The sequence below is a fragment of the Lentimicrobiaceae bacterium genome, from assembly GCA_023227965.1.
Classification (GTDB): domain Bacteria; phylum Bacteroidota; class Bacteroidia; order Bacteroidales; family JALOCA01; genus JALOCA01.
On the sequence record JALOCA010000040.1, the window covers coordinates 1 to 23,260 of the forward strand.

The 23,260-nt window shown below is 38.8% G+C and carries 24 protein-coding genes; 9 read left to right on the forward strand and 15 right to left on the reverse strand.

Annotation, left to right across the window (positions count from 1 at the left end):
- Positions 1–550 precede the first annotated feature (550 nt).
- Entirely contained in the window at positions 551–1,012 is a 462-nt protein-coding gene (locus M0R21_11570; protein MCK9618457.1) for a cold shock domain-containing protein, read from the forward strand.
- An 80-nt stretch (positions 1,013–1,092) separates the two neighbouring features.
- Here the strand turns inward: M0R21_11570 and M0R21_11575 are convergent, their stop codons facing one another.
- Positions 1,093–2,475 carry an MFS transporter gene (locus M0R21_11575; GenBank protein ID MCK9618458.1) on the reverse strand — a complete coding sequence of 461 codons (1,383 nt, stop codon included), beginning with the start codon at positions 2,473–2,475 and terminating at the stop codon, positions 1,093–1,095.
- Between the two features lie 72 nt (positions 2,476–2,547).
- On the opposite strand from M0R21_11575, the gene M0R21_11580 reads away from it, so the two are divergent.
- Positions 2,548–2,892, forward strand: coding sequence for a hypothetical protein (locus M0R21_11580; protein ID MCK9618459.1), 345 nt, complete (start codon positions 2,548–2,550; stop codon positions 2,890–2,892).
- Between the two features lie 5 nt (positions 2,893–2,897).
- Here the strand turns inward: M0R21_11580 and M0R21_11585 are convergent, their stop codons facing one another.
- The 8 genes from M0R21_11585 to aroB all read right to left on the reverse strand — a co-directional run bounded on the left by M0R21_11585 (position 2,898) and on the right by aroB (position 10,336).
- The gene (locus tag M0R21_11585; protein MCK9618460.1) at positions 2,898–3,371 is read right to left on the reverse strand and encodes a hypothetical protein; all 474 of its coding nucleotides are present in this window, start codon (positions 3,369–3,371) and stop codon (positions 2,898–2,900) included.
- A gap of 10 nt (positions 3,372–3,381) precedes the next feature.
- Positions 3,382–3,915, reverse strand: a complete 534-nt coding sequence (locus tag M0R21_11590; protein ID MCK9618461.1) for a hypothetical protein — start codon at positions 3,913–3,915, stop codon at positions 3,382–3,384.
- 44 nt (positions 3,916–3,959) lie between these two features.
- The gene (locus tag M0R21_11595) at positions 3,960–4,508 is read right to left on the reverse strand and encodes an RNA polymerase sigma factor (protein ID MCK9618462.1); all 549 of its coding nucleotides are present in this window, start codon (positions 4,506–4,508) and stop codon (positions 3,960–3,962) included.
- Positions 4,509–4,548: 40 nt separating this feature from the next.
- Positions 4,549–5,505 carry a transketolase family protein gene (locus M0R21_11600; GenBank protein ID MCK9618463.1) on the reverse strand — a complete coding sequence of 319 codons (957 nt, stop codon included), beginning with the start codon at positions 5,503–5,505 and terminating at the stop codon, positions 4,549–4,551.
- Positions 5,506–5,511: 6 nt separating this feature from the next.
- Entirely contained in the window at positions 5,512–6,906 is a 1,395-nt protein-coding gene (locus tag M0R21_11605) for a VWA domain-containing protein (GenBank protein MCK9618464.1), read from the reverse strand.
- 80 nt (positions 6,907–6,986) lie between these two features.
- Entirely contained in the window at positions 6,987–7,844 is an 858-nt protein-coding gene (locus tag M0R21_11610; protein MCK9618465.1) for a transketolase, read from the reverse strand.
- Between the two features lie 81 nt (positions 7,845–7,925).
- Positions 7,926–9,236 carry a 3-phosphoshikimate 1-carboxyvinyltransferase gene (locus tag M0R21_11615; GenBank protein ID MCK9618466.1) on the reverse strand — a complete coding sequence of 437 codons (1,311 nt, stop codon included), beginning with the start codon at positions 9,234–9,236 and terminating at the stop codon, positions 7,926–7,928.
- Complete coding sequence (gene aroB / locus M0R21_11620; protein ID MCK9618467.1) at positions 9,236–10,336, reverse strand: 3-dehydroquinate synthase; 1,101 nt, start codon at positions 10,334–10,336, stop codon at positions 9,236–9,238. Before aroB ends, M0R21_11615 begins: the two co-directional genes overlap by 1 nt.
- A 98-nt stretch (positions 10,337–10,434) precedes the next feature.
- Here aroB and M0R21_11625 point away from each other — a divergent pair, with 98 nt between their 5' ends.
- The gene (locus M0R21_11625) at positions 10,435–11,607 is read left to right on the forward strand and encodes a proline dehydrogenase family protein (protein MCK9618468.1); all 1,173 of its coding nucleotides are present in this window, start codon (positions 10,435–10,437) and stop codon (positions 11,605–11,607) included.
- Between the two features lie 14 nt (positions 11,608–11,621).
- Here the strand turns inward: M0R21_11625 and M0R21_11630 are convergent, their stop codons facing one another.
- A complete protein-coding gene (locus M0R21_11630) occupies positions 11,622–12,482 on the reverse strand; it encodes a hypothetical protein (protein ID MCK9618469.1) in 861 nt (286 codons plus the stop codon).
- Positions 12,479–13,414, reverse strand: coding sequence for a DUF362 domain-containing protein (locus M0R21_11635; GenBank protein ID MCK9618470.1), 936 nt, complete (start codon positions 13,412–13,414; stop codon positions 12,479–12,481). Before M0R21_11635 ends, M0R21_11630 begins: the two co-directional genes overlap by 4 nt.
- Positions 13,415–13,862: 448 nt before the next feature.
- Here M0R21_11635 and M0R21_11640 point away from each other — a divergent pair, with 448 nt between their 5' ends.
- Entirely contained in the window at positions 13,863–14,369 is a 507-nt protein-coding gene (locus M0R21_11640) for an RNA polymerase sigma factor (GenBank protein MCK9618471.1), read from the forward strand.
- Between the two features lies 1 nt (position 14,370).
- Here M0R21_11640 and M0R21_11645 read toward each other — a convergent pair whose 3' ends face one another.
- From M0R21_11645 to M0R21_11655, 3 genes are read right to left on the reverse strand one after another with little or no spacing between them, the layout of a single operon-like run.
- Positions 14,371–15,276, reverse strand: coding sequence for a DMT family transporter (locus tag M0R21_11645; protein ID MCK9618472.1), 906 nt, complete (start codon positions 15,274–15,276; stop codon positions 14,371–14,373).
- Positions 15,277–15,295: 19 nt separating this feature from the next.
- Complete coding sequence (locus M0R21_11650; protein MCK9618473.1) at positions 15,296–16,096, reverse strand: cyclase family protein; 801 nt, start codon at positions 16,094–16,096, stop codon at positions 15,296–15,298.
- Positions 16,097–16,107: 11 nt separating this feature from the next.
- Positions 16,108–16,629 (reverse strand): hypothetical protein, encoded by a 522-nt coding sequence (locus tag M0R21_11655; GenBank protein MCK9618474.1) that lies wholly within the window; start codon positions 16,627–16,629, stop codon positions 16,108–16,110.
- Positions 16,630–16,751: 122 nt separating this feature from the next.
- On the opposite strand from M0R21_11655, the gene M0R21_11660 reads away from it, so the two are divergent.
- The 5 genes from M0R21_11660 to M0R21_11680 are packed head-to-tail and all read left to right on the forward strand — an operon-like array spanning position 16,752 to position 22,120.
- On the forward strand, positions 16,752–17,954 hold the full coding sequence (locus tag M0R21_11660) for a pyridoxal phosphate-dependent aminotransferase (protein MCK9618475.1): 1,203 nt from the start codon (positions 16,752–16,754) through the stop codon (positions 17,952–17,954).
- Positions 17,955–17,974: 20 nt separating this feature from the next.
- A complete protein-coding gene (locus tag M0R21_11665) occupies positions 17,975–18,988 on the forward strand; it encodes a bifunctional ADP-heptose synthase (GenBank protein ID MCK9618476.1) in 1,014 nt (337 codons plus the stop codon).
- Between the two features lie 19 nt (positions 18,989–19,007).
- The gene (gene ubiE, locus M0R21_11670) at positions 19,008–19,748 is read left to right on the forward strand and encodes a bifunctional demethylmenaquinone methyltransferase/2-methoxy-6-polyprenyl-1,4-benzoquinol methylase UbiE (GenBank protein MCK9618477.1); all 741 of its coding nucleotides are present in this window, start codon (positions 19,008–19,010) and stop codon (positions 19,746–19,748) included.
- 43 nt (positions 19,749–19,791) lie between these two features.
- Positions 19,792–20,559, forward strand: coding sequence for a PorT family protein (locus M0R21_11675; GenBank protein MCK9618478.1), 768 nt, complete (start codon positions 19,792–19,794; stop codon positions 20,557–20,559).
- 4 nt (positions 20,560–20,563) lie between these two features.
- Positions 20,564–22,120 carry an NAD(P)/FAD-dependent oxidoreductase gene (locus M0R21_11680; protein ID MCK9618479.1) on the forward strand — a complete coding sequence of 519 codons (1,557 nt, stop codon included), beginning with the start codon at positions 20,564–20,566 and terminating at the stop codon, positions 22,118–22,120.
- A 275-nt stretch (positions 22,121–22,395) separates the two neighbouring features.
- Here M0R21_11680 and M0R21_11685 read toward each other — a convergent pair whose 3' ends face one another.
- Positions 22,396–23,259: a DNA adenine methylase gene (locus M0R21_11685; protein MCK9618480.1), complete on the reverse strand. Its 864-nt coding sequence runs from the start codon at positions 23,257–23,259 to the stop codon at positions 22,396–22,398.
- Position 23,260: the final 1 nt, after the last annotated feature.

The window sequence follows — 23,260 nt, forward strand, 5'->3', positions numbered from 1 at the left end:
AAGAATTAAAACCATCTCTTTCATGTTGCAAAGGTAAATTTTTTCTTCAAACAAAATCAGCTTACCAGAACAGGAAAATCCGGCTAATAAATATTATTATCCTAAGCATTTTACAAAGAGATACAAACTTCTCGTTACAGCCTTATTAAAGAAGTTTTATAAAAACCCATAAAAATATCTTGATCCACTGTTCCAGGAAATGAATGGGGCTTACTTTTCAAAATGACAAAAGCTATCATTGACTGTTAATTAATTATAAACAAAAAATTGGAAATATCCCGGTTTATCTGACAATAGTGATTTTCAATAAAATGTATAGAGATTAATTGCCCGGTTGAACAACTCCGAATACTCAGGATTTCTCCACCGGAAAAAATAATGTTTCCGAGCATCTGCAAATAATTCTGCATTATTTGCAAAAATTGCTTATTTTTGTCAAAATAAGTATTTTACAACATTAAAGCGTAAATACATGGCACTTATGATATATAAGTGTAGTTTTTTAATGTATATATAAACAAGTTCGGTACAATCAAAAACAAAATTAAGTATGGCTAAATCGCAGGAAACATTCAATAAAAAAGAAAAAGAAAAGAAACGGTTAAAAAAGAAGCGGGACAAAGAGCAAAAGAAAGAAGAACGCAAAGCCAACTCCGATAAAGGGAAAAGCATAGAAGAAATGTTTGCCTATGTTGACCATTATGGTAATATTTCTTCAACCCCTCCCGACCCCAATAAAAAGAGAATTATAAAAGCAGAAGATATACAAATTGGCGTTTCGCGCCAGGAAGCAACCGAACCGGAAGACCCAACCCGGAACGGAACCATAACATTCTTTAACGAATCAAAAGGTTACGGATTCATCAAAGATGATGAAAACAAACAAAGCATTTTTGTACACGCTAATGGACTGATAAACCAAGTAAAAGAAAACGATAAAGTAACCTTTGAAGTTGAAATGGGTAAAAAAGGCTTAAATGCCGTAAGGGTAAAAATCAGGGATAAAGAATAAAACACAGAGGGCAGGGAAATAAAACGGGATGGTGTTTATCTAAATTTCCTGAAGCTCACAAGCTCACAGTTCCCGGTTTTTTACCGTAGTTTTCCCCTTGCCAGCGAAGCAAACACACCTGCCACGCAGAAAATGGTAAATATTACAAATGCAAAACGTATGCTGTAAAGAAATAGTCCGAGGTTTTCCGTACTTATCTTCATATTCCCCAGGTGCAAGGCAAAAACCAGCGTGGTAATTCCCATGCTTATTGCCTGCCCGGTAAGACGCATAGTCCCCAATATGGAAGATGCAAGGCTGTAGTCCTTCCTTTCCACGGCACTCATCACGGCATTGGTATTAGGTGATGAAAAAAGTGCAAACCCCAACCCGATAATCAGCAGGGTAATAATAAGAAACAGCACTGTGGTTTCCCTGCTAAGAAAAGCAAACATCAGTAGCCCGACGGCAGTAAGCCCCATTCCCAGGCTTGCGATATATTGCGGTTCAAACTTGTCTGATAGCCTTCCTGCTAACGGCGAAAAAGCAGCCATTACCACTGGCTGTGCCACCATGATAAAACCGGCTTCCTGCGGCGAAAAACCTTTGATATATTGCAGGTACAAACTCAGTAAAAATGCAACGGCAAAAGTGGCGGTATAGTTGATAAACGCCGCAAGATTGGAAAATACAAAAACCGTATTCCCCTTAAAAAGACCCAGGCTCAGAACCGGGTAAGTACAATGGTTCTCGTGGTAAATAAAAAGCAATATCCCCAGTATTCCTGCTGCAATTAGTACAAAACCCGTTATTCCCGGCAAAGAAGTAAACCCGTACATTACACATACCAAAGCCAGTGCATATGCCAATGAGCCTTTGTAATCAAACTTTTCGCCTCTTGCCTCTGCCCATTCGACTTTCAGTTTGTAAAAAATAAATGGAAGGATCGAAACGGCAATCGCAGTACTTACTGCAAAAATATAGCGCCATCCGAAATGCTGAGTTATCAGCCCCCCAACAAAAGGACCAAGAGAAAGCCCTAAGTAAGTAGCAGAAACGTTTATTCCCAATACCCTTCCACGTTCTTTGGCAGGAAACACCGACGAAAGTATAGCTATTGCAGTCCCAAAAATCATAGCCGCCCCTATTCCTTGCAATGCCCTTACCATTAACAAAAACCAGCCGGAAGGTGCAATTACCGATAAAAACAATGTAATGGCATTGACGATTATTCCCCAAGTATAAATCTTTTTCCGCCCTATTATGTCGGCTATCTTTCCGAAAGGAACCAGAAACATGGCTGCGGTAAGTAAATACCCGGTAGCTATCCAGCTTAATGTAAGTACATTCATCGAAAGTTCCCTGCCAATGCTCGGCAATGCTACATTGATAGAAGAACCCGAAAAAGTGGTTAAAAAGGATGACAGAGTGGTTACAAACAAAGTAACCTTTTTGCTTACTTTTGGTGCGGAGTCAGCAAACATCCTGTTCTGATTTTGGAGTTGCAAATTTAGTTGCTTTTATCTGTATTTTTACCGTCCGAAATAGATTTAACCATGAAAAAGAATAAGCTACTTTGGATTCCGGCATCACTGACAATCATGTATATTCTGTTTATTTCCCTTTTTGCTTTGGATTCATTCAATACGAAAGAAACTGTAACGGAACAGATGGCTTCGGCGGTAGTTCACCTTATTCCGCCTGTTATTTTATTGGTATTGTTAGTATTTACTTGGCGGTTTCCGGTAGCCGGAGGAGTATTTTTTTTCTTTCTCGGTATATTTTCTGTTTTTTTCTTCAATACTTACAAAGCACCATTGAATTTTTTAGCTATTTCCTTACCGATATTCTTAAGTGGTTTGTTGTTTATCCTGTTTTCCAAACAAAAAAAGCAGGATTAATCGTCTCATTTTTCCGGATGCCGGTTTTCACGAATTCTTTTAAGTAAAAGTTTTTGAAATGTTTTTTCTGCTTCGTACAATTTTACAAGTTGCAAGGGACTGAGCATTTTCTTAAACCGGGCATGATATTCTTTCTGTATATCAAGCGTTTTTTGTATCTGGGCTATCCGGCTATCGGCAAGTTCAACACATTGTTCATCAGTTAAAACATCAATATTATTATTCCACATTGCATATCTGATACGATATTCCTTTTGTGCCTTATTGCGTTTTTCCATGTATTCTTTATACAAAGGTACAAAATCCTGTGCTTCCATTGTATTAAGTTCCAACTGATCAGTAATATAGTGTATTTTAAGATTTTCTATTTTTTCCCGTTTTTTTTCTACAATGCCTCTCCCCTGAGCCCATACGGGAACATAAGAAAAAAATACAATTGATATAATGAGAATGTTAAGTGCTATTTTGGTTTTTTTCATTGGTAAACATTTAATTATATAACAAAATATCATTTTCCAGGTCTTCCTCACCTAAATATTCTATCAATTCATTTTCTGATATTTTTAATTCGTCAAGTGATTGGTTCAGTTTTTCTATCGTAAATTTTTCCTTCAAACTCTTTTTCAAATCACTATTCAGTGTATTATGACTGCTAACAGGTTGATGTACCGTATCAGTAGTATCAAAAATAACCGTTTTATAATTAGTATTTTCGGCTAAATATTTTTCCTGATTATTGTTGATGTTTTTTACATTATTTGCATGAAACAAGTAAAAGCCTACTACGGTACAAATTAATAAAATAATAAATAAGAAAGCAAACTGGGGCTTAAAAAGATAAATTTTTACTCGTTCGCTGAGTGATAGTTTGTTTTTTTCATCCCAACAACGTGCCGAAATGCGTTGGGACAATGCATCAAAATAAGCGGAAGGCAACTGAAAAGGATTCGCCTTTGGTAAATTCTCTGGGTTCAGGTCATCGTTTGCCGGTTGCGGCTCATTATTTTTTAAAAACTTTTCCATTTCCAGGCACTTAGACAGATTAGATAGATATTCCCCATCAAGGTTTAATTTTCACTTAAATACTTTTCTATTTTTTTTACAGCATGGTGGTAAGAAGCTTTGAGGGCACCAACCGATGTACCTGTAATTTCCGAAATTTCATCATATTGTAATTCGCTATAATATCGCAGGTTAAATACCAGGCGCTGTTTTTCGGGCAAGCGAAGCAAGGCTTTCTGCAGATACAGTTGAATGGTATCTCCCGAAAAATACCTATCATCTTTAAGCGATTGCGCTAACTGTTTTTCATAATCCACCAGGGGAAGAAACAAGCGGTTACGTTTGCTTTTCAGGAAACTGATGGTTTCATTGACAGCAATCCTGTAAATCCATGTGGTGAGTTTCGATTTCCCTCTGAACGAGTCAATATTTTTCCATATTTTAACAAAAATTTCCTGTACCAAGTCATCTGCATCTTCGTGGATGATAACCATACGGCGAACCTGCCAGTACACCTGTTGCTGGTATTTTCGCACCAACAAATTAAAACCATAATTGAAAGAATCGTCCGAACGCAGAAGTTCAAGCAAATCCTTTTCAGGAATATCGCTCATACCATACCAGATACCAGCAAGATGTTAAATGGATTCATTTTTATTTTTTTCTTGAAATCGCTTTTAGGGCAGCTTCAACGATGTTGGGGGCATCGAGCCCGAATTTTTTCATCAATTCCTCTGGTTTTCCACTTTCGCCAAATTTATCATCAACAGCAACCATTTCTACAGGCACAGGAAATTTACGCGATAGTAACTGAGCAATGCTGTCGCCTAATCCTCCGTATCGTTGGTGTTCTTCGGCGGTTACCATACATTTCGTTTTATGCACCGAATTAATGACGGAAAATGCATCCAAAGGTTTAATAGTATGGATATTTATTACTTCAGCATCTATTCCCTTTTCTGATAAAATTTCTGAAGCTTCGAGCGCTTTCCATACCAAATGCCCTGTAGCAAAAATACTTACATCTTTGCCTTCGCGAAGGCGAACAGCCCTTCCGATTTCAAACTTTTGGTCAACAGGGGTAAAATTGGGCACTTTGGGTCGTCCAAACCGAAGATAAACAGGTCCGTCGAATTCGGCTATGGCAAGAGTGGCGGCTTTTGTCTGGTTAAAATCGCAGGTATTTATCACAGTCATGTGAGGAAGCATCTTCATCAGACCTATGTCTTCCAGATTTTGATGTGTTGCGCCATCTTCGCCAAGAGAAATCCCTGCATGAGAGGCACATATCTTTACATTTTTTTTTGAGTAAGCTATTGATTGTCTTATCTGGTCGTAAACCCTACCTGTTGAAAAATTAGCAAAAGTACCGGTAAAAGGTATTTTTCCTCCAATGGTTAGCCCAGCGGCAATTCCCATCATGTTAGCTTCGGCAATTCCTGTCTGGAAAAAACGGTCAGGAAATTCTTTGGCAAAAGCATCCATTTTCATCGAACCGGTAAGGTCGGCACACAAAACCACCACCTCTTTATTTTTCTTTCCGGCATCAAGTAAACCTTCGCCAAATCCTGAGCGGGTATCTTTTTGATTCTGTATTGTATAATTAATCATCGTGCTTTAATTGGGGTATAATTTTACATTTGTAGTAACACCGGGATCTATCTTAAAACCCTGTTCGATGGTATAAGATGATTTTTCAGAGTATTTTGAACGAAAAACCACACGATATTTCCCGGGTTGCAAAATAAGGGATTCCTGCAGCAGATTGTCTTTCATCTCGTAAATCCATATCAGGCGATTGTCTTTTTCCTGATAAATGCTGCCATATCCATTTACTGATTTAAGTATCACGGCAATACCGGGCATAGGAATTTCAACCGTGGTAGTATGGCTTTGCGAAATATCCACATCATTTACATACAGCCGGGGAAGGCATAATACTTCGAGATCGTATTTCCCAATTAAGTATTTTTTAGTTTCGTCGAAAGTTTGAACATTTAAAGTACTCATTTCTCCATGCTTACGAATAATACCCTGTAAATTTTTGACAGTCTTTTCATTACTACTAACTTTAAGCCTCAAACTCCCCTGCGGTGTTTCGGCAGGAATAATATTGTGTGTACCTGCCGTGATTTTCACATTGGGAACTAAAACAGGAGGGATAGTTTGAATCACGATATCATACGTTGGTAAAGGGTCAAGAATAAGGGTATCAGGGATTCCTTTGTTATTCAACGTATGAATAAAGTTGTATTTCATTTTGCCGGAAACATTATCGTAAAATGTCATGTTTACGTTGGTTTCGGTAGGTTTTCCATTTTTGTCCAAAAGATTAACCTGAGCAGTAGTAGTGTTAAGCGCCTGTGATATAACTACCTGTAATGCCTTATGAAACATTTGTTCACTGCTGGCATCAAAATAATTTCCCACACAATCGAAACCCTCTTTAATATTTCTTCCAATCCCTATTATAAATGGTTTTAAGGCGATTCCTTTTTTCTGCAGATATTGGGATGCAGCGCAGGGATCGCCGTTACATTCCTCCAAACCATCCGTAATTAAAATGATAATGTTCCTACAATTGTCGCATGGGGTGAAGTCCTTTTCGGTTTGTTCCAAGGCATAAGCAATTGGAGTAGTTCCTCTTGGTGTTAATAATTTTAATTTGTGTTTAATACGTTCCGCATTGTTTGCGGCAAACGGTACCTCCAGCTTGGTATCTTTGCAATCCTGCGGAGGGAAATTTTTCTGATGCCCATACACCCTTAGAGCCAGTTCAATATTAGGAACTTTATCTAAACTATCAATAAGACTGGCTAAAAACTTTTTGGCAATGTTAATCTTCTGATCGCTTTGCCATCTGCCCAACATACTTTGTGAAGCATCGAAAACAAACAAAATGCGGGATAGGGGCTGTGGCTTTTCCTTTTCATCACCGGGCTGTGCCCACAGCAAACTACCATGAAAAACCAGGATTGTTAATAAACCTATTATTGCTATTTTTTTTATCACTTTTATAATTTATTTTATAACACCACTACCTTATATTTTGTAACTCCAGTTTGCAATGCAATATTTAAAATATTGATTTTTTATGAAGCAATATTAAAATCACCTAAGGTTTCTTCTAACTGCATAAGAGCCCGTTGCAATTGTTCGTCATTAGGAGCAACACCGTGCCAATGATGAGTACCCATCATAAAATCAACGCCAAAGCCCATTTCAGTTTTCATGACAATCATTATAGGCTTCCCTTTTCCGCTGAGTTTTCTTGCCTGGGTTAAAGTGGAAAGGATATCTGGGATATTATTACCATCCATCTGCATTACCGTCCAACCGAAGGCTTCCCATTTTGCGCAGATATTTCCCAAAGGAAGCACATCATCAACGTTACCATCTATTTGTCTTCCATTATTGTCAATAATTCCTATCAAGTTATCCACTTTTTTTGCAGAGGCAAACATGGCGGCTTCCCATACCTGACCTTCCTGAATTTCGCCATCACCCATGAGGGTAAAAATGAGGTTAGGGTCGTTGTTCAGTTTTTTGGCAAGTGCTGCTCCTATTGCAACTGACAACCCCTGTCCCAGCGAACCGGAAGCTATTCTTACACCATTACTAAGATCTTTAGGTGAAGGATGCCCTTGTAAACGGGTATTAATCATACGAAAAGTAGCCAGCTCTTCAATGGGGAAGTACCCCGAACGTGCCAGTGTGCTGTACCATGCAGCAGAAAGATGCCCGTTGGAAAGAAAAAAGATATCTTCACCCTGTCCATCCATCGTAAAAGTTTCTGCCTGGTGCTTAAGTTGGCTAAAATAAAGGGATACAAGCAGGTCGGCACATCCTAACGAACCTCCAGGGTGGCCTGACCCGGCATGATGAATCATTCGGAGAATATCCCTGCGAACCTGGGAGGCTATTTTTTGTAATTCTGCAATACTCGTCATTTTTCTGAAAACAATACCATTAAGTTATTAAAAACCTACAAATACAGATTTTCAAAAGTAAGGATTTCCTCTTAACCTAAATTATTTTTGTTGATAAAATTGGAAATCTTGACCATTATCGTGAATTCTACTTTGTGAAACCTTCCAACCCAGCAACTTGAGATGATTCCACCAATCAGGGTACGATTTATTGATAACATCCGGATGATTGAGCACAATTTCACCCAACACAGCAGCCAGAGGAGCAAATCCCAGTGCCAACCTGTGGTCGTTGCGGGTTTGTACAACACCTTTTGAAAAAGAAGCCTTCCCATGTACCATAATAGTATTGTTATTTTTCAATGTAACGTTAGCACCCATGCCTGTAAGCCCCTGTTGTAAAGCTAGCAAACGATTACTTTCCTTGTTTACAAGAGTATCAAGTCCCGTTAAGCAACACGGAATTCCTAATCCTGCGCAGGTAATCGTTAAAGCAATGGCAAGGTCGGGGGTCTGAATGCAATCCTGTTCAAAATAATCAGTACACTTACCTGTATTAGTTAGCATTACTCCTTCTTTTAAAAATCTGGAAGAAACTCCAAAATTTGTAAACAAATTGCTTAGCATTGCATCACCCTGAAGACTTTTCTGCTGCAATCCATACAATACGACAGACATTTCTTTGGAAAAAGCAATTAACTGGTACCAGCAGGCTGCCGCTGACCAATCGGGTTCAACAAAAGTATCAATTCCTATAATTGGCTGGTTTGCAACTGAAATAAGTGTATTTTCCCAAGTATGTCTTACTCCAAAACGTTCCAAAAATTGCAAAGTCATTATAATATAAGGCTGGGATACAATTGTTTTTTTTAACCGAATTTTCAGTCCGTCGGGTAAAACAGGAGCTATCATCAGTAATGCAGAAACAAACTGGCTGCTGATATGGGACTCCAATTCAACTTCGCCGCCCCGTAAAGGTTTGCCATTAATTTGCAAAGGAGGAAAACCCGGTGTTTTCAAATACCGGATATCAGCATTTATGCTTTTAAGAGCATCAACCAATTCCTTTATGGGGCGTTGCTGCATTCTTTCACTTCCGGTTAGCACCCAATTACCAGGTGTAATTGCAAGCAATGCAGTTAAAAACCGAAAAGTGGTTCCGGCATGAACTACATCTAAGATTGTAGGAACGTCCGACTTACCAGTGTTTTCCCTGATTTTTACCAATAAATTTTTTAAAATGGTAGTGTCTTCAGCCTCCGATAAATTTTCAATTATAAAATGAATTGAAGATAATGCCTGAAGTATGAGCAAACGGTTACTGATGCTTTTTGATGCGGGAAGACTGAATGCATTACACCCTCCTGTGCCCGGCTGTAACCTGATTATTTCTCTCTGCTGGTCAGATTCCATTATTTTTTTGATAAACCGGAATAAAATTCAAGACTTTCTATAATCAGGGCTACATCACAAAATTGGTTGGGAATTGTTTCCCCTATATGCTTCAAAAGGGTAATACCAATTTTACTCCCCCTGTTTTTTTTATCGAATTGTGTCAAGGCTGCAATCTCATTATAAAACTTATTATCAAAATGATAATACGAAAAATACTGTACAAAACCTTCAATTATTTCCTGCAATTCTTTATATGGCAATCCGCATAAACGATGGGAAATATAGGCTTCACAAATCATACCTGCAGCAATTGCTTCGCCATGCAACAACGATTCTTTTCCGTGGTTTAAGGAAAAGGCTTCAAGGGCATGACCGATAGTATGCCCGAAATTCAATACTTTACGCAAGCCGGATTCCATAGGATCAGCATTTACGATATCGCATTTTATTTTTACAGAACCCGCAATAAAAACGCTTTCAGCATCTTTAAAGGCAGGGAAGCCCGAAGATAATTTTTGCCAGTATGTAGCATCGGCAACCAAACCATGTTTCAGCATTTCCGCCATTCCCGATTTAATTTGTCGCATAGGAAGCGTATCAAGAAATTGTGGATTAATAAAAACAGCCTTTGGCAATGCAAAGACTCCGATTTGGTTTTTAATTTCATCGAAATCTACACCTGTTTTCCCACCTATGGAAGCATCCACCATAGATAGTAAAGTGGTGGGAATATGCACAAAAGAAATACCCCTTTTAAAGTTGGCAGCCACAAACCCACCCATGTCGCAAATCATTCCACCTCCCAGGTTTATCAGCAGCGAATGCCTATCGGCACCTCTTTTCAGCAATTCTTTCCATAAATATAAAGCCGAATCAATAACTTTATTTTTCTCTCCGGATTCTATAGTCAGAATTTCAGTATTTTGTAAAATAGAAACATGATGTTTAAGAAGTGGAAGGCAAAACTGTAAAGTAACGGAATCGGTAAGAATGTATATTTGCGAGAAAAAATCAGTATTTTCTTCAATGAAATGCGAAAGATATTCAAGCGACTGTATCCCTGTATATACAGGGCAAAATTCGCCCTGAATTGTAAACCCGGTTTTCTCTCTACTCATGTGAATCATTCTTTTCACAAAAATAGGGAATACAAAGCTTGTAATAAAAAAACTTTTTGATAAACATTGGGTTTCAATTTTTGTTCTTAAAAATAAAAATGATGAATTTTAATGATACACAAACCGCTTTCTCCCACCTTACGGATGACGAATTACGAAAAGCCGAACGCTTGTTCAGGGTGCTCAATTTGTCTGCCAGTGTAAAAATGGGCAAATTGTTGGTCAATTGCGCACTACGCATGAACATTCCCATCGAATGGGCTGTAAAACCTCTCATTTACCATTATTTTGTAGGAGGAGCTACCCTTGCTGAAAGTAATAATACGGTAAAAAAACTAGAGAAATTTAATGTGAAAGGTATTCTTGACTATTCGGTGGAAGGAGGGAGTAGCTCAATCGAAGAAACCTTAGCCGAAACCTTGAATGCTATTGTCTTTGCTGCACACGGTAGAAACATTCCTTTTGCCGTTTTCAAACCCACTGCTTTTACATCTCCCGCCCTGCTTGAAAAAAAAAGTGCAGGAATACAGCTTTCAGAATGCGAAATAACTGAAATAGAAAGTTTTAAACTACGCATAGCTACACTTTGCCACACCGCTTACGAAAATGATATTCCCCTGCTAATTGATGCAGAGGATTACGTTTACCAAGGTTTTATTGATGATGTGGTTATCAGTATGATGAAAAAATACAATAGAGATAAAGCTATTGTATTCAATACATTACAAATGTATCGCATAGATCGTACGGCTTGGTTGGAAAATTTATACCATAATGCAGAAAAGGAAAATTATTTCCCAGGTATCAAATTTGTGAGAGGAGCATACATGGAAAAAGAACGGAAACGTGCTCTTGATTTCGGATACCCCTCCCCTATTTATGCAGATAAAGCAGCAACAGATGCAGCGTTTAACAACGCATTACGCTTTGCTATAGAAAAAATTCATAGAATTTCTATTTTTAATGGCACTCACAATGTGGAAAGTACACAGTTACTTATCGAATTGATGCAACAGCACCATATTTCGCCTTCCGACAACAGGGTGTGGTTTGCTCAATTATACGGAATGAGCGACAACATCAGCTTTAACCTTGCCAAAGCCGGTTATAATGTTGCCAAATACATACCGTATGGTCCTGTAAAATCAGTACTTCCCTATCTCATTCGCAGAGCCGATGAAAACACATCCATTGCCGGGCAAAGCAGCAGAGAATTGCTGTTGATAATCCGTGAACGTCAGAGAAGGAAAAACCAAATCCAGGATAATTAAATAGCAGAAACCTGTTAATGAGTTGTTAACCGGATTCGTTTTACACGAATCGAAGTATCAAATTTTTGAACATAAATCTTATTCCCTTTTTTATCGGCATACGAAAACCCATCCTGAAGCTCAGTTATTCCCGATAAGGCTGTTAAAGCCAGTTTCTCTTTAGCATTCTGAAAACCGGACAAACATTTTTCGGCACTGGGGTATAAAAAAATAAACAATGTGGAATCGGCAGTTTCGGCACAAATTCCTTCCGAAAACTCAAAGATATTCCCCTGTCCAAAATAATAAATATTTTGCAAAGCAATAGGTCCCCTAAAATACTTTACAAGAGAATTTTTCAAACCCGTATCCGGTATTTCTTTCAATAATCCGGGTAAAAAACCGTTACCAGAGTTTATTCTATTGAGAAGCCGAATTGTAAATTGTTTGATTTCTATGTTATCAACAGAAGAGCCCTCAGAAGAAAGTTGTATAAAAAAATTATTTTTCCATGCGAAGACATACCCGTCACCTATCGCAATGGAACTTTCTTCCAGGCTCATTGAACCAGGGCTACCACAACGCACACTAAAAACACCATAGGCTGCTGCAACGTCCGACATTTCATACAATTCAGCCCTTAGTTTTCCATCTTCAGGAAAAACAAATTCAGCTACACTGGCTTCTGTAAAACCGTATTCGAGGTACAGCTCGGCACCCCCGTCAATCAGGTAAAATAGCTCTTCCCCTTTGTATGTCGCTACCGAATCGGCAATTTTCACATTTTGTTCATCCGAAACATTCTGCAGAATACTTCTGCCATTACCCGCACCACATGTCAGAATTACAGCGCATAGTAATGCTGTAAGGATAAAATGTCGGAAAAGAAATTTCATTTTTTCTGATTTATTTCCACAATCTCCACTTTTTGAAGATTCATCTCGCCAATTCCGCTTTCATATCCCTTTTGTACCGGCAATACTTCTTCGGGTAAGTAGCCTAATATCGTTGAACAATAAGCATCTACAGCCACAATATCGGTTCCGGCGACTATTTTATCAAATTTTTTCAATTTTCCGGGACCAGATGGACCATTTGTTACCAGTACTTCTGATGCATCAACTACATTCAAATCAGGTTTGCGAAGTTTACACATATCTGCAAGACATTGTCCAAGAAAGCCCGGGTCGTTTTTTGAAGGACCATCTAAATGAAATTTAACATTAGAAGCTCTTGTATTCAGCCCCATCAAATTTTTCATTGCACATGTTAGTAACGGAATTGTATGGTGTTTGGCAATCGGGACATTGATAAAAACATCCACAGTAAACAAATCTCTGACCACTTCAAGTTGTTTTATCGCTTTCGCACCCGGAATGCTATCCAACTTTACAAAAGTAATACTATCGTATTTTGCAGGAAAACGGTTTTTTTCAATCGTGTGCACCCGGAAAAGCATTTCCGCATTTTGTGCATACAATGTACTCCGTTTCCAATATTCTGGCATAACATACTGTAAACAAACTACTTCAGAGGCGCCTGCGTCGAAACACATTTTTACGACAGCAATGGCAACATCCGGATTTACATAAGTACCTTTATCTTCAAAATCTGAATTGATAAGCAAACCCACCTTTTGCCCTTTTTGTACAAAAGTGCGCATACCTCCCAATTTTTTTACCGCAAGTATTGTGTTGGCATAATAGTTTGTTCCGGAAACAACCGTAATGCGATTGGACTGTTTTCTTTTCTCCTGTTTCCCCGAAAAAGAAGCAAACGAAATACCAACGATAAATATTATAAGAATGTAGCGAGCTAAAATTTTCATAATTATTTGATTTAGTGTGTACAGTATTTACAAGTTACAACAGGCTAAAATAAGAAGGGTTTTATAAATCCCAACAGGTTAAAATTATTTTTCTTTTTGATGTAAAACGTCTCATCTGTAAACTTACAGGCATATGACAACCTGTCCCTGACATGACAGGTCATTTCCCTGTCATATTTTCATTATTTCAGTATTATATTACCTTAATAATTGATTATGAATAATATTGATACAAATAAAGAATTATTAGTTTAACATCGCTTGTTTTTACTTTGCATTTAAGTATTTTTTTGCTACATTATTTTAATTATCTATTTTTTAGCATTTTAACGTCTTATTTATAACTATTGTTAATAACTTTTTTGTACATTATGTAAATTTTGTTATTTTTTTGTTTATATTCGCATAATGTTTGTTAAACGTGGTTTAAATTTAAAAACTCACAATTATGTCCGAAATTGAATTTAATCACAAACTTCTGAGTGTGCAAAACAACCTCCGGTTTTTTGCAAGCACTTTGACCCCAAATCGTGAAGAAGCCAATGATTTAGTACAGGATACTAACTTGAAAGCACTAATTAACCGTGATAAGTTTGCAGACAACACTAATTTTAAAGCATGGACTTATACGATTATGAAAAATACGTTTATTAACAATTATCGTCGTAATATCAAGTCAAACACCATTATTGACAACACCGAAGATTTGTATTTTCTGAATATTTCACATCATTCCGATTTTCCGCAGCCCGATTCGCTAATAGCTGAAAAGGAAATAAAGAAGAATATTGAAAAATTGGATCATGACCAGCGTTTGCCGTTTGAAATGCACAACAGCGGCTATAAATACAAAGAAATAGCTGATCATTTACAACTTTCGATAGGGACGGTAAAAAGCAGGATATTTTTTACCCGTAAAAAACTCATGGGTGCCTTGCAGGATTTTGCTTATTAATTTACTCACTCATATTGAGCCGGACTATGGCAAAAATCATAGCCACTGCTCCTATCCATTGTTCCCAACTCAGCCGTGATTGGTTGAAGATGTAATCAAAAACTATGGCTGACATAGGGAAAAACAATTCGCAAATTGTTGCGAGCATAGCTTTTATTTTTCTCAAACCAAAATAAAAAAGAAATATTGCACCAGATCCGGTTGTAATTCCAATTATAAAAAATATGAGCCAGTTAGCCGGTGTTACTATCGCTATTTGCGAAAATTTACCGGTAAAGGCTACAAATATCCCCATGAAAACTACGGTAAACCCGTAGCGATAAAAAGTAGCTGTAGTAAACGACAATCTGTTTAGCAGCTTTTTGCTTAAAACAGTCGAACTTCCAAACGAAAACGCAGCAAGCAATGCGTATAAAGCCGCATAAACCGTGTTTGAACCAGTTGAAAGATTGGGCAATGCAAAACCAAAGGTAAGAAAATACCCAGCAAGAATAGCTATTGTAGCCCAAAGCAGGTAATTCTTTTGTAGTTTTTCACGCAATAAAACCACAGCAAGAATTATGGCAAATACCGGTTGCATTTTCTGTAATAATACGACAATGGTAAGCGATTGAAAATTCATTAAAAATAAAGCTTTCACAATGGCAAGTGTACCCAAGGCTCCTCCAAATAATGCAACAAGGCTTGTAGTAATAAAATCGCTGGTTGTGAAACTTTTTAGATGTTTATATTCCCTGAACAAAAAAACATTCATCACCAGAAAGGGAATGCAATGCACCATAAAAACAACAAAACCAATATCAAGGTTACGCAAACGGGGGGTTAGCACAATACCATCCAAACCCCAGAGGGTGGCTGCCAACGAAACAGCAACTCCTCCTATTATTATTTCTTTCTTAATTTTCAAGTGGCTATTTTATTAACTATCAAAAACAAGCTACGATTCGCAGCGGAGCACCACTTCCACCTTTTATTTTCATTGGTAAAGCAATTATATACGCTCCCTTTGCAGGTAGAGAATCAAGACTGGCAACATTTTCATACGCTGTAATGCCATGGGCAAATAATGTTCTGTGTACCATAAAATCCTTCGACTGTCCGTAATCTATACTTGGCGTATCCAAGCCGAAAGCTTTAATTTTCCTTTGTTCAGCTAACCATAATGCTGCGTCGGGATGCAAACCGGGGAAATGCAACAAGGCAACTGCTTTCTGACCCGACAAATTAGTACCTGTATATTTTTCCTTATCAGACCAATATTTACTAAAACCAGTATTTACCAGTACAATTGCACCCTCCGGAATTTTTCCATTCTCTTTTTCCCAAAGAAAAAAATCATCAGTGCTTACCTGATAATCCCTGTTTTGTGTAACTTTTCTTTTTACATCAATCACCACAGCATTGCCAATGAGTTGCTGTAATGGAACTTTTTCAATGCTGTTCTTCCCCTTACCAAAATGCAGAGGCGCATCAAAATGGGTGCCGCCATGTTCTTCTGCGCTGAACTTAAAAGAAGAATAGTAGTAACCTTTTTCTGTCATCCCTTCAAAAACAGTATCATGCGAAAAAGGAATGTTTGTGGGCCAATAAATGGCATTTTCATCAAAATCGTGGGTTAAATCAACCCAACGTCCGGCACTGAGTATATCTGCCGGACTTTGCTGATGGCAACATCCCCAACCAACAAATACTATCAGAATAAGAAAAATAAATTGTATTTTCTTCATAACAATTGTATTTATGAAATACTCCGGAATTCGTTTTTCACAAAATCAAGAGCATTTCGCAGTGCAGTGATTTCAGTTTGAACAAATTGTTCAAGAATTATTTTTGCCAGTTCCGTGCCGAGAGCTTCCGTTTGAAGCTGCATAGCGCCGGAATTTATAAAATGGACAGTTTCCTCTTTGGCATTTTTCACCATCTCCCATGCCTGCGACGAAATATACAGTTGCTGCGACAGATTGTGGTCAAACTCCTGCCGTATTGCAGCTATCAAATTCCTTTGCAATGTATTAACATCCATACCCGGTTCCATTACCCTTACGATAAGCTGCATTGGGGTTATACGTTCGAGAAAAAGAACCATTCGTTCGTATGCCTGAAAGCGTAAAGGAGCGACCAACTCATGGTTTTTCATGTTAATTTCCAACAACTTCTTTTTCTGTTCGTTATCAAGATACTGTTTAAGAATAAAATACGTTGTAAGGAACACAACTACTGCCGGAAGGGTTCCCATTAGGGCAATCAAAAGGTAATTCATATAATCAGGGGTTTTTACTTTGCAAAGATGAGAAATAATCAGAAATTTTAAATGTAAATATTTTGAAAGCTTCTGCGATATTTTCTAATTTTGTGCCTTTTTAACCTAAACATACAATTATCATGGAAATTCTATCACAAAGAATACAAAAACTATCAGAATCGGAAACTTTAGCGATGACCCGCCGCAGCCGCGAGTTGCAAAGCCAGGGACATGATGTAATAAACCTTAGCATAGGTGAACCGGATTTTAACACTCCTGGCTACATTAAAGATGCTGCAAAACAAGCCATTGATAATAATGTTACCCATTATCCTCCTGTTGCAGGTTTTGCCGAATTGCGAAAAGCCATTTCAGAAAAATTCAAACGCGACAACAATCTGGATTATGCCCCCGAACAAATAGTTGTATCAACAGGAGGTAAACAGGCTCTTGCTAATGCCATACTTTGCCTGGTAAACCCGGGTGATGAAGTAATTGTTCCTGTTCCTTACTGGGTTTCATACCGAGAATTGATAAAATTAGCCGAAGGAAAAGCCGTTTATCTGCCTACAACCATCGGAAATAATTTTAAAGTTACCCCCGCACAATTAGAGTCCGCCATCACAGATCGTACTAAAATATTAATTTTTAGTAGTCCATGCAATCCTTCCGGTTCTGTTTATACCCGTGACGAGTTAAAAGGAATCGCCGAAGTGGTTGCCCGTCATGAAAATATTTTCATCATTTCCGATGAAATTTATGAATTGATAAACTTTGGTGGAAAACATGCAAGCATTGCCGGTTTTGACTTTATCAAAGAAAGAGTCGTTACAGTAAATGGAGTTTCAAAGGGTTTTGCGATGACAGGCTGGCGTTTGGGCTATATTGGTGCGCCAAAAGTCATTGCTGCTGCCTGCGATAAAATTCAGGGGCAGTTTACCTCGGGAACGGGAACAATTTCCCAAATGGCAGCCATAGCTGCAATGAAAACTAATCCCGAATCCTCTGTGGAATTACAAACTATGCGCAAAGCATTTCACGAACGCAGAGATCTGCTCCTGAAACTTCTGAACGATATTCCGGGATTTAAAACCAATATTCCACAGGGTGCTTTTTACATTTTCCCCGACGTAAGCTGGTATTTCAGGAAAACCAATGGTAATTTTACGATTAATAACGCCGGTGATCTTTGCAATTTCCTGCTCAATAATGCCCATGTAGCATTGGTTTCGGGAGAAGCTTTCGGCGATCCTGCCTGCATCCGGTTTTCATATGCCACTTCCAACGACCGACTGATTGAAGCAGCAGCAAGAATCAAAAAAGCACTGGCAGAATTCAAATAGATTATTAAAAAAAATAACAAATGGTTAGCAACGAACAGATTCGGGAAATTTTTGCACGGTTTTCCAGGCAAAAAGCACTTATTATCGGTGACGTAATGGTTGACACCTATGTAAGAGGAAAGGTAGAACGTATCTCACCTGAAGCTCCTGTGCCTGTTTTAGCGGTAAGCCAGAGAGAAAATCTGCTTGGTGGTGCTGCAAATGTGGCACTGAATATAAAATCACTGGCAGCCACCCCTATTTTATGTTCCGTAGTAGGTAACGACGAGCAGGGTGATCTTTTCCTCTCACTTTTAGAAAAAGAAAATCTTCCCACAACATGTATTTGTCGTAGTAACCAGCGTTCAACCACTACAAAATTCCGGTTTATTGGCAACAACGCCCATTTGCTGCGCGTTGACGACGAAATGACCCACGATATTGCAGAAACCGACGAAAATATTCTTCTCGGAAAAATCCGGGATACCCTCGCCTCTTTACCTATAGACGTAGTTATTTTTCAAGATTATAACAAAGGTGTCATCACCCCCCGCATCATCAGTGAAGTAACAAAAATGGCAAAACGTTATGCTATTCCCATTACCGTTGACCCTAAAAAGAAAAATTTTACCGCCTACTGCGGGGTGTCTCTTTTCAAACCCAATCTGAAAGAACTGAAGGAAGGACTGAATATGGATGTCGGTGCCCGAAATTTTGCGCAACTGCAGCAGGCTGCACAAAAATTGCATCTTAACCAGCAGGTGGACAATGTGATGTTTACCCTTTCCGAGTCGGGTATCTTCATGAGCAGTAAACAACCAGATGCAAGCTGTGAAGCATTTACCATCCCCGCCCATTTGCGAAGTATAACCGATGTGTCGGGCGCCGGCGATACCGTTATCAGTGTGGCTTCACTATGCCTTGCCCAACAGGCTTCGCCATGGCTTACCGCCGCCCTTTCCAACCTTGCCGGAGGACTTGTTTGTGAATTTATAGGTGTTGTACCTGTTGATATTCAACGTATGCAAGAAGAAGCACTACAACTAAACCAGTAGTATCATTAACAAAAAAATAATGCCGGAGCATAATAAAAAAAACATCCCTGCAACCCATGAAACTATTTCGGAAGCCGGGGAGGATGTGTGCCGGATGTTCGACGAGATAGCGCCTCACTACGATTTTCTTAACCATTTTCTTTCGATGGGAATTGACCGTTGCTGGCGGAAAAAGGTGATAAAAGCTGCCAGAAATCACCATCCGCAAACCCTATTGGATGTTGCTGCCGGAACCGCCGACCTCACCATTGCGCTTGCCACACTGCCCGGTATCAGCATTACGGGTATTGATATTTCGGAAGCCATGCTTGCAGAAGGGAGAAAAAAAGTCAATCAGCGGCAACCCGACAAAAATATCATTCTTTTGCAAGGCGATAGTGAAAACCTTCCCTTTGCTGATGCAACATTCGACATGGTAACCGTAGCCTTTGGCGTTCGTAACTTTGAACACCTGGAAAAAGGGCTCGCCGAAATGCTGAGGGTTCTAAAAAAAGGAGGTCAATTGCTGGTACTTGAATTTTCAATGCCTGAAAAAACTCTTTTTAAACAACTGTACCATTTGTATTTTAAATATTTTGTTCCTTTTATCGGGGCAAAAATATCGGGACACCGGTTTGCCTACTCCTACCTGCCTGCAACTGTACAGAAGTTCCCAAAAAACGATACTTTTGTAAACATTTTACGCCAAATAGGGTTTACCAATGCAGCTTTCAAGCCTCTCACCTTTGGAATCGTCTGCCTGTATTCAGCCGAAAAATAAAAATAAAAAATTACCGTTACTAAATCCATAAACCAAATTTATCTTGAAAATACGACCTGCTATTCCCGTTTTCCTCGTTTTATTACTTCTTACGCCTTTTGCCCTCCGGGCACAAAAACATGGGGTACTCAATCAACCTGAATATGATGAACGACCTTATCATTTCGGGTTTCTACTGGCTATTAATCAGATGAATTTTACAGTAAAGACCAATGAAGGGCTAAGTAATGTACTTTACACCACACAACAGGCACCCGACATCTATTCCGATTCGGCAAGGCTGTTGGGAATAGAAGCCAACCCTTCGCTTGGTTTTACTATTGGCATCGTTTCCAATCTCCGGCTTGCCAAATATGCCGACCTGCGTTTTGTTCCATCACTTTCCTTTGGTGAACGGCAGATAGAATATTCAACACAAAATTATTCAGCCGGAGAAAGTAATCAAATCAAGCTGAGAAAAAGCATACAGACAAGCTATATCGAACTGCCTTTTCTTATAAAATATAAAGCCAAAAGGATAAATAATGTACGTCCTTATATCATTGGAGGTGTGGATTATACTATTGACCTTGCCACCCAGAAAAAAAAGAAAGATAATCCAAACAATGTTCAGGTTGATATTGTCCGTAACGACGTTCATGGAATTCTGGGCACCGGGTTCGACTTTTATAATTATTGGTTTAAATTAGGTATTGAACTCAAAATGGCGTACGGTTTCAACGATATTATCAAGCGGGAAAACAATATTTACACCGAAGGTATCGACAAGTTATCCTCCAAAATGTTCCAGATATCGTTTACTTTCGAATAAAACAATGCAAAAAGAACTGGAACTGGTCCTCAGTCCGGAAGAAGCTGCCGACGAAAACCAGATACGGCGGAAAGCCGCAAAGGTGCTACACATTCATCCGGAAAAAATCAACGTACTACATTTTCTTCGCCGTTCTGTTGATGCCCGCTCCTCTTCCATAAAAATAAAGCTGAAGATACTTGTCTTTTCCGGGGAAGACTTTCCTGAAGGACTAAAAATTCAGAAAAAAAACTATCCTGACGTAAGCAAAAGCAAACAGGTGATCATCGTGGGAACAGGTCCCGCCGGATTATTTGCAGCACTTACGCTTATTATGCACGGAATTAAGCCTGTGCTTATCGAACGAGGACGTAAAGTGCAATCCCGCAAAGCCGATATTGCCCTGCTTAACCGCAACCAATCGCTGAATCTGGATTCGAATTATTGCTTTGGCGAAGGAGGAGCCGGCACTTTTTCCGATGGAAAACTCTACACCCGTTCCACCAAGCGCGGCAACGTAAACGATATTCTCCGCACCTTTATTGAACACGGTGCCAACCCCGAAATCCTGTTCGATGCACATCCGCATATCGGGAGCGATAAACTCCCTGCCATCATCACCGCCATCCGTAATACCATACTTAATGCAGGGGGTATATTCCACTTCGACACCCGCATAACCGGTTTTTGTATTAAAAACCAGCGCATCACAGGAGTTACCGACAGCAAAGGCAACCTCTACGATGGTACTGCCGTTATTCTCGCTACCGGTCATTCAGCCTGCGATATCTACGAACTGCTTTACCATAACAACATTGTCATAGAAGCCAAACCGTTGGCTATGGGCGTAAGGGTAGAACACCCACAGACGCTCATTAACGAAATACAATACCATAGCCCGCAACATAGCCCACTATTACCCGCAGCCACTTACACTTTGGTGGAACAGGTTGACGGAAGAGGTGTTTTTTCATTTTGCATGTGTCCGGGAGGAACCATAGTTCCTGCCGCCACTGGTAACCAACAGATTGTGGTAAACGGCATGTCGAATTCGAGACGAAACTCTCCATATGCCAATTCTGGTATAGTGGTGGCAGTGGATATGCCCGACATCGCGGCATCGCAATTTTCAGGACCATTGGCAACGCTTCACTACCAACAGGAAGCTGAAAAACATGCTTTCGAGGCGGCAAACAACAACCAGGTTGCCCCTGCCCAACGCCTTACCGACTTCGTTTCTGGCAAATTATCATCTTCGCTACCCAACACTTCTTACCATCCGGGAGTTGTTTCCATGCCTGTACACGAACTGCTTCCCGAAGGTATTTCAGTTAGGTTGCAAAAAGCTTTCACGCTTTTCAATCGGAAGATGAAAGGCTTTCTCACCGGCGAAGCCCTTGTGGTAGCCATCGAATCACGTACCTCCTCCCCTGTTCGTATTCCCCGCAACGAAATCACCTTTGAACACGTACAGATAAAAAACCTTTATCCCTGCGGCGAAGGGGCAGGCTATGCCGGAGGCATTGTTTCCTCAGCCATTGACGGGGTAAACTGTGCGAAAGCTATTGCAACAAAAAGGTAGGTTTTTGTTTTTGCAACGTTCTTGACATTCTATTTGTCTAATCACTTAAATCAAATGAGTTTGCCCCAAGTGAAATTTATTTTCTCTATAAACTCTCCTCAGAGGCAATATTCTCAGAAATAGCATCATAATAATTTATTTTTCAGTTATTGGGTCTATTATTTTTAAAATTTCATCGGGCGTTAAATCTCTTCCTAATACATCATCAGATACATTTTGAATACTTTCAATAGCAAGAGGGTAGATTATTTTACTTGTTTTCATTGAAGTAAGATTCAATATGAAATAATTCTGTCGAAAATTTCAAGTTGTCTTATTTCATGGGTGTTATTTGTTATAGAATTTAAATAATTTGAAATAAATAACTCCTTTCCGGTTTGGCTGGAATTTTTATTTACGTTTCTCATACCATAGGATAAATCCCAACTAAAAATATTTGCAAATGAAAAGAGTTCCCGGATATACGGACTATCATCATAAGTTATCAGCCATTTATGGGTTGTATTTTTCATTACTTGAGAAAACCTTTCATGGTCAAATCCTTTATGAAGATTCCCATTTTTCCCGTATAAAGCAGACTTAGTTGCCGAAAAATAAGGGGGATCAAGAAAAATAAATACATTTTTGCCGTTTGCTTCTACAACTTCCTGATAATCGAAATTTGTAATTTTTGTATCAGGCAAAATTTTTGATAATTGTTTAACTCTTTCTATGCTTGATTCCGTATATCTTTTTTGGAAGGCTGCATTTGAAAAACCTCCACTTTCGGTTGTACCGGAAAAGGTAATCCTGTTGAACGCAAAAAAAGCAGCCGCTTTCTTTAAATCATCGAATTTGTCAATATTTGCATTTAAAAACACAAAAAGGTCTTTACCTTCTTTTGTTTCCCTTTTCCATGTTTTGATTTGTAATAAAAGTTCATCCGTTCTGTTTTTTGTTTCTTTCCAAAAAAGATATAAATTATTATAAATATCGTTTATCCAAAATTTTTTATTTGGAAAATTCTGTTTTAAATAAACAAAAACAGAACCACCACCAACAAAAGGTTCTCTGTATTCATCAAAATCGGGTATTAAAGTAGAAATCAAATTTACTGCTCTGCTTTTACCGCCGGGATATCTTAACGGGCTTTTTATCATT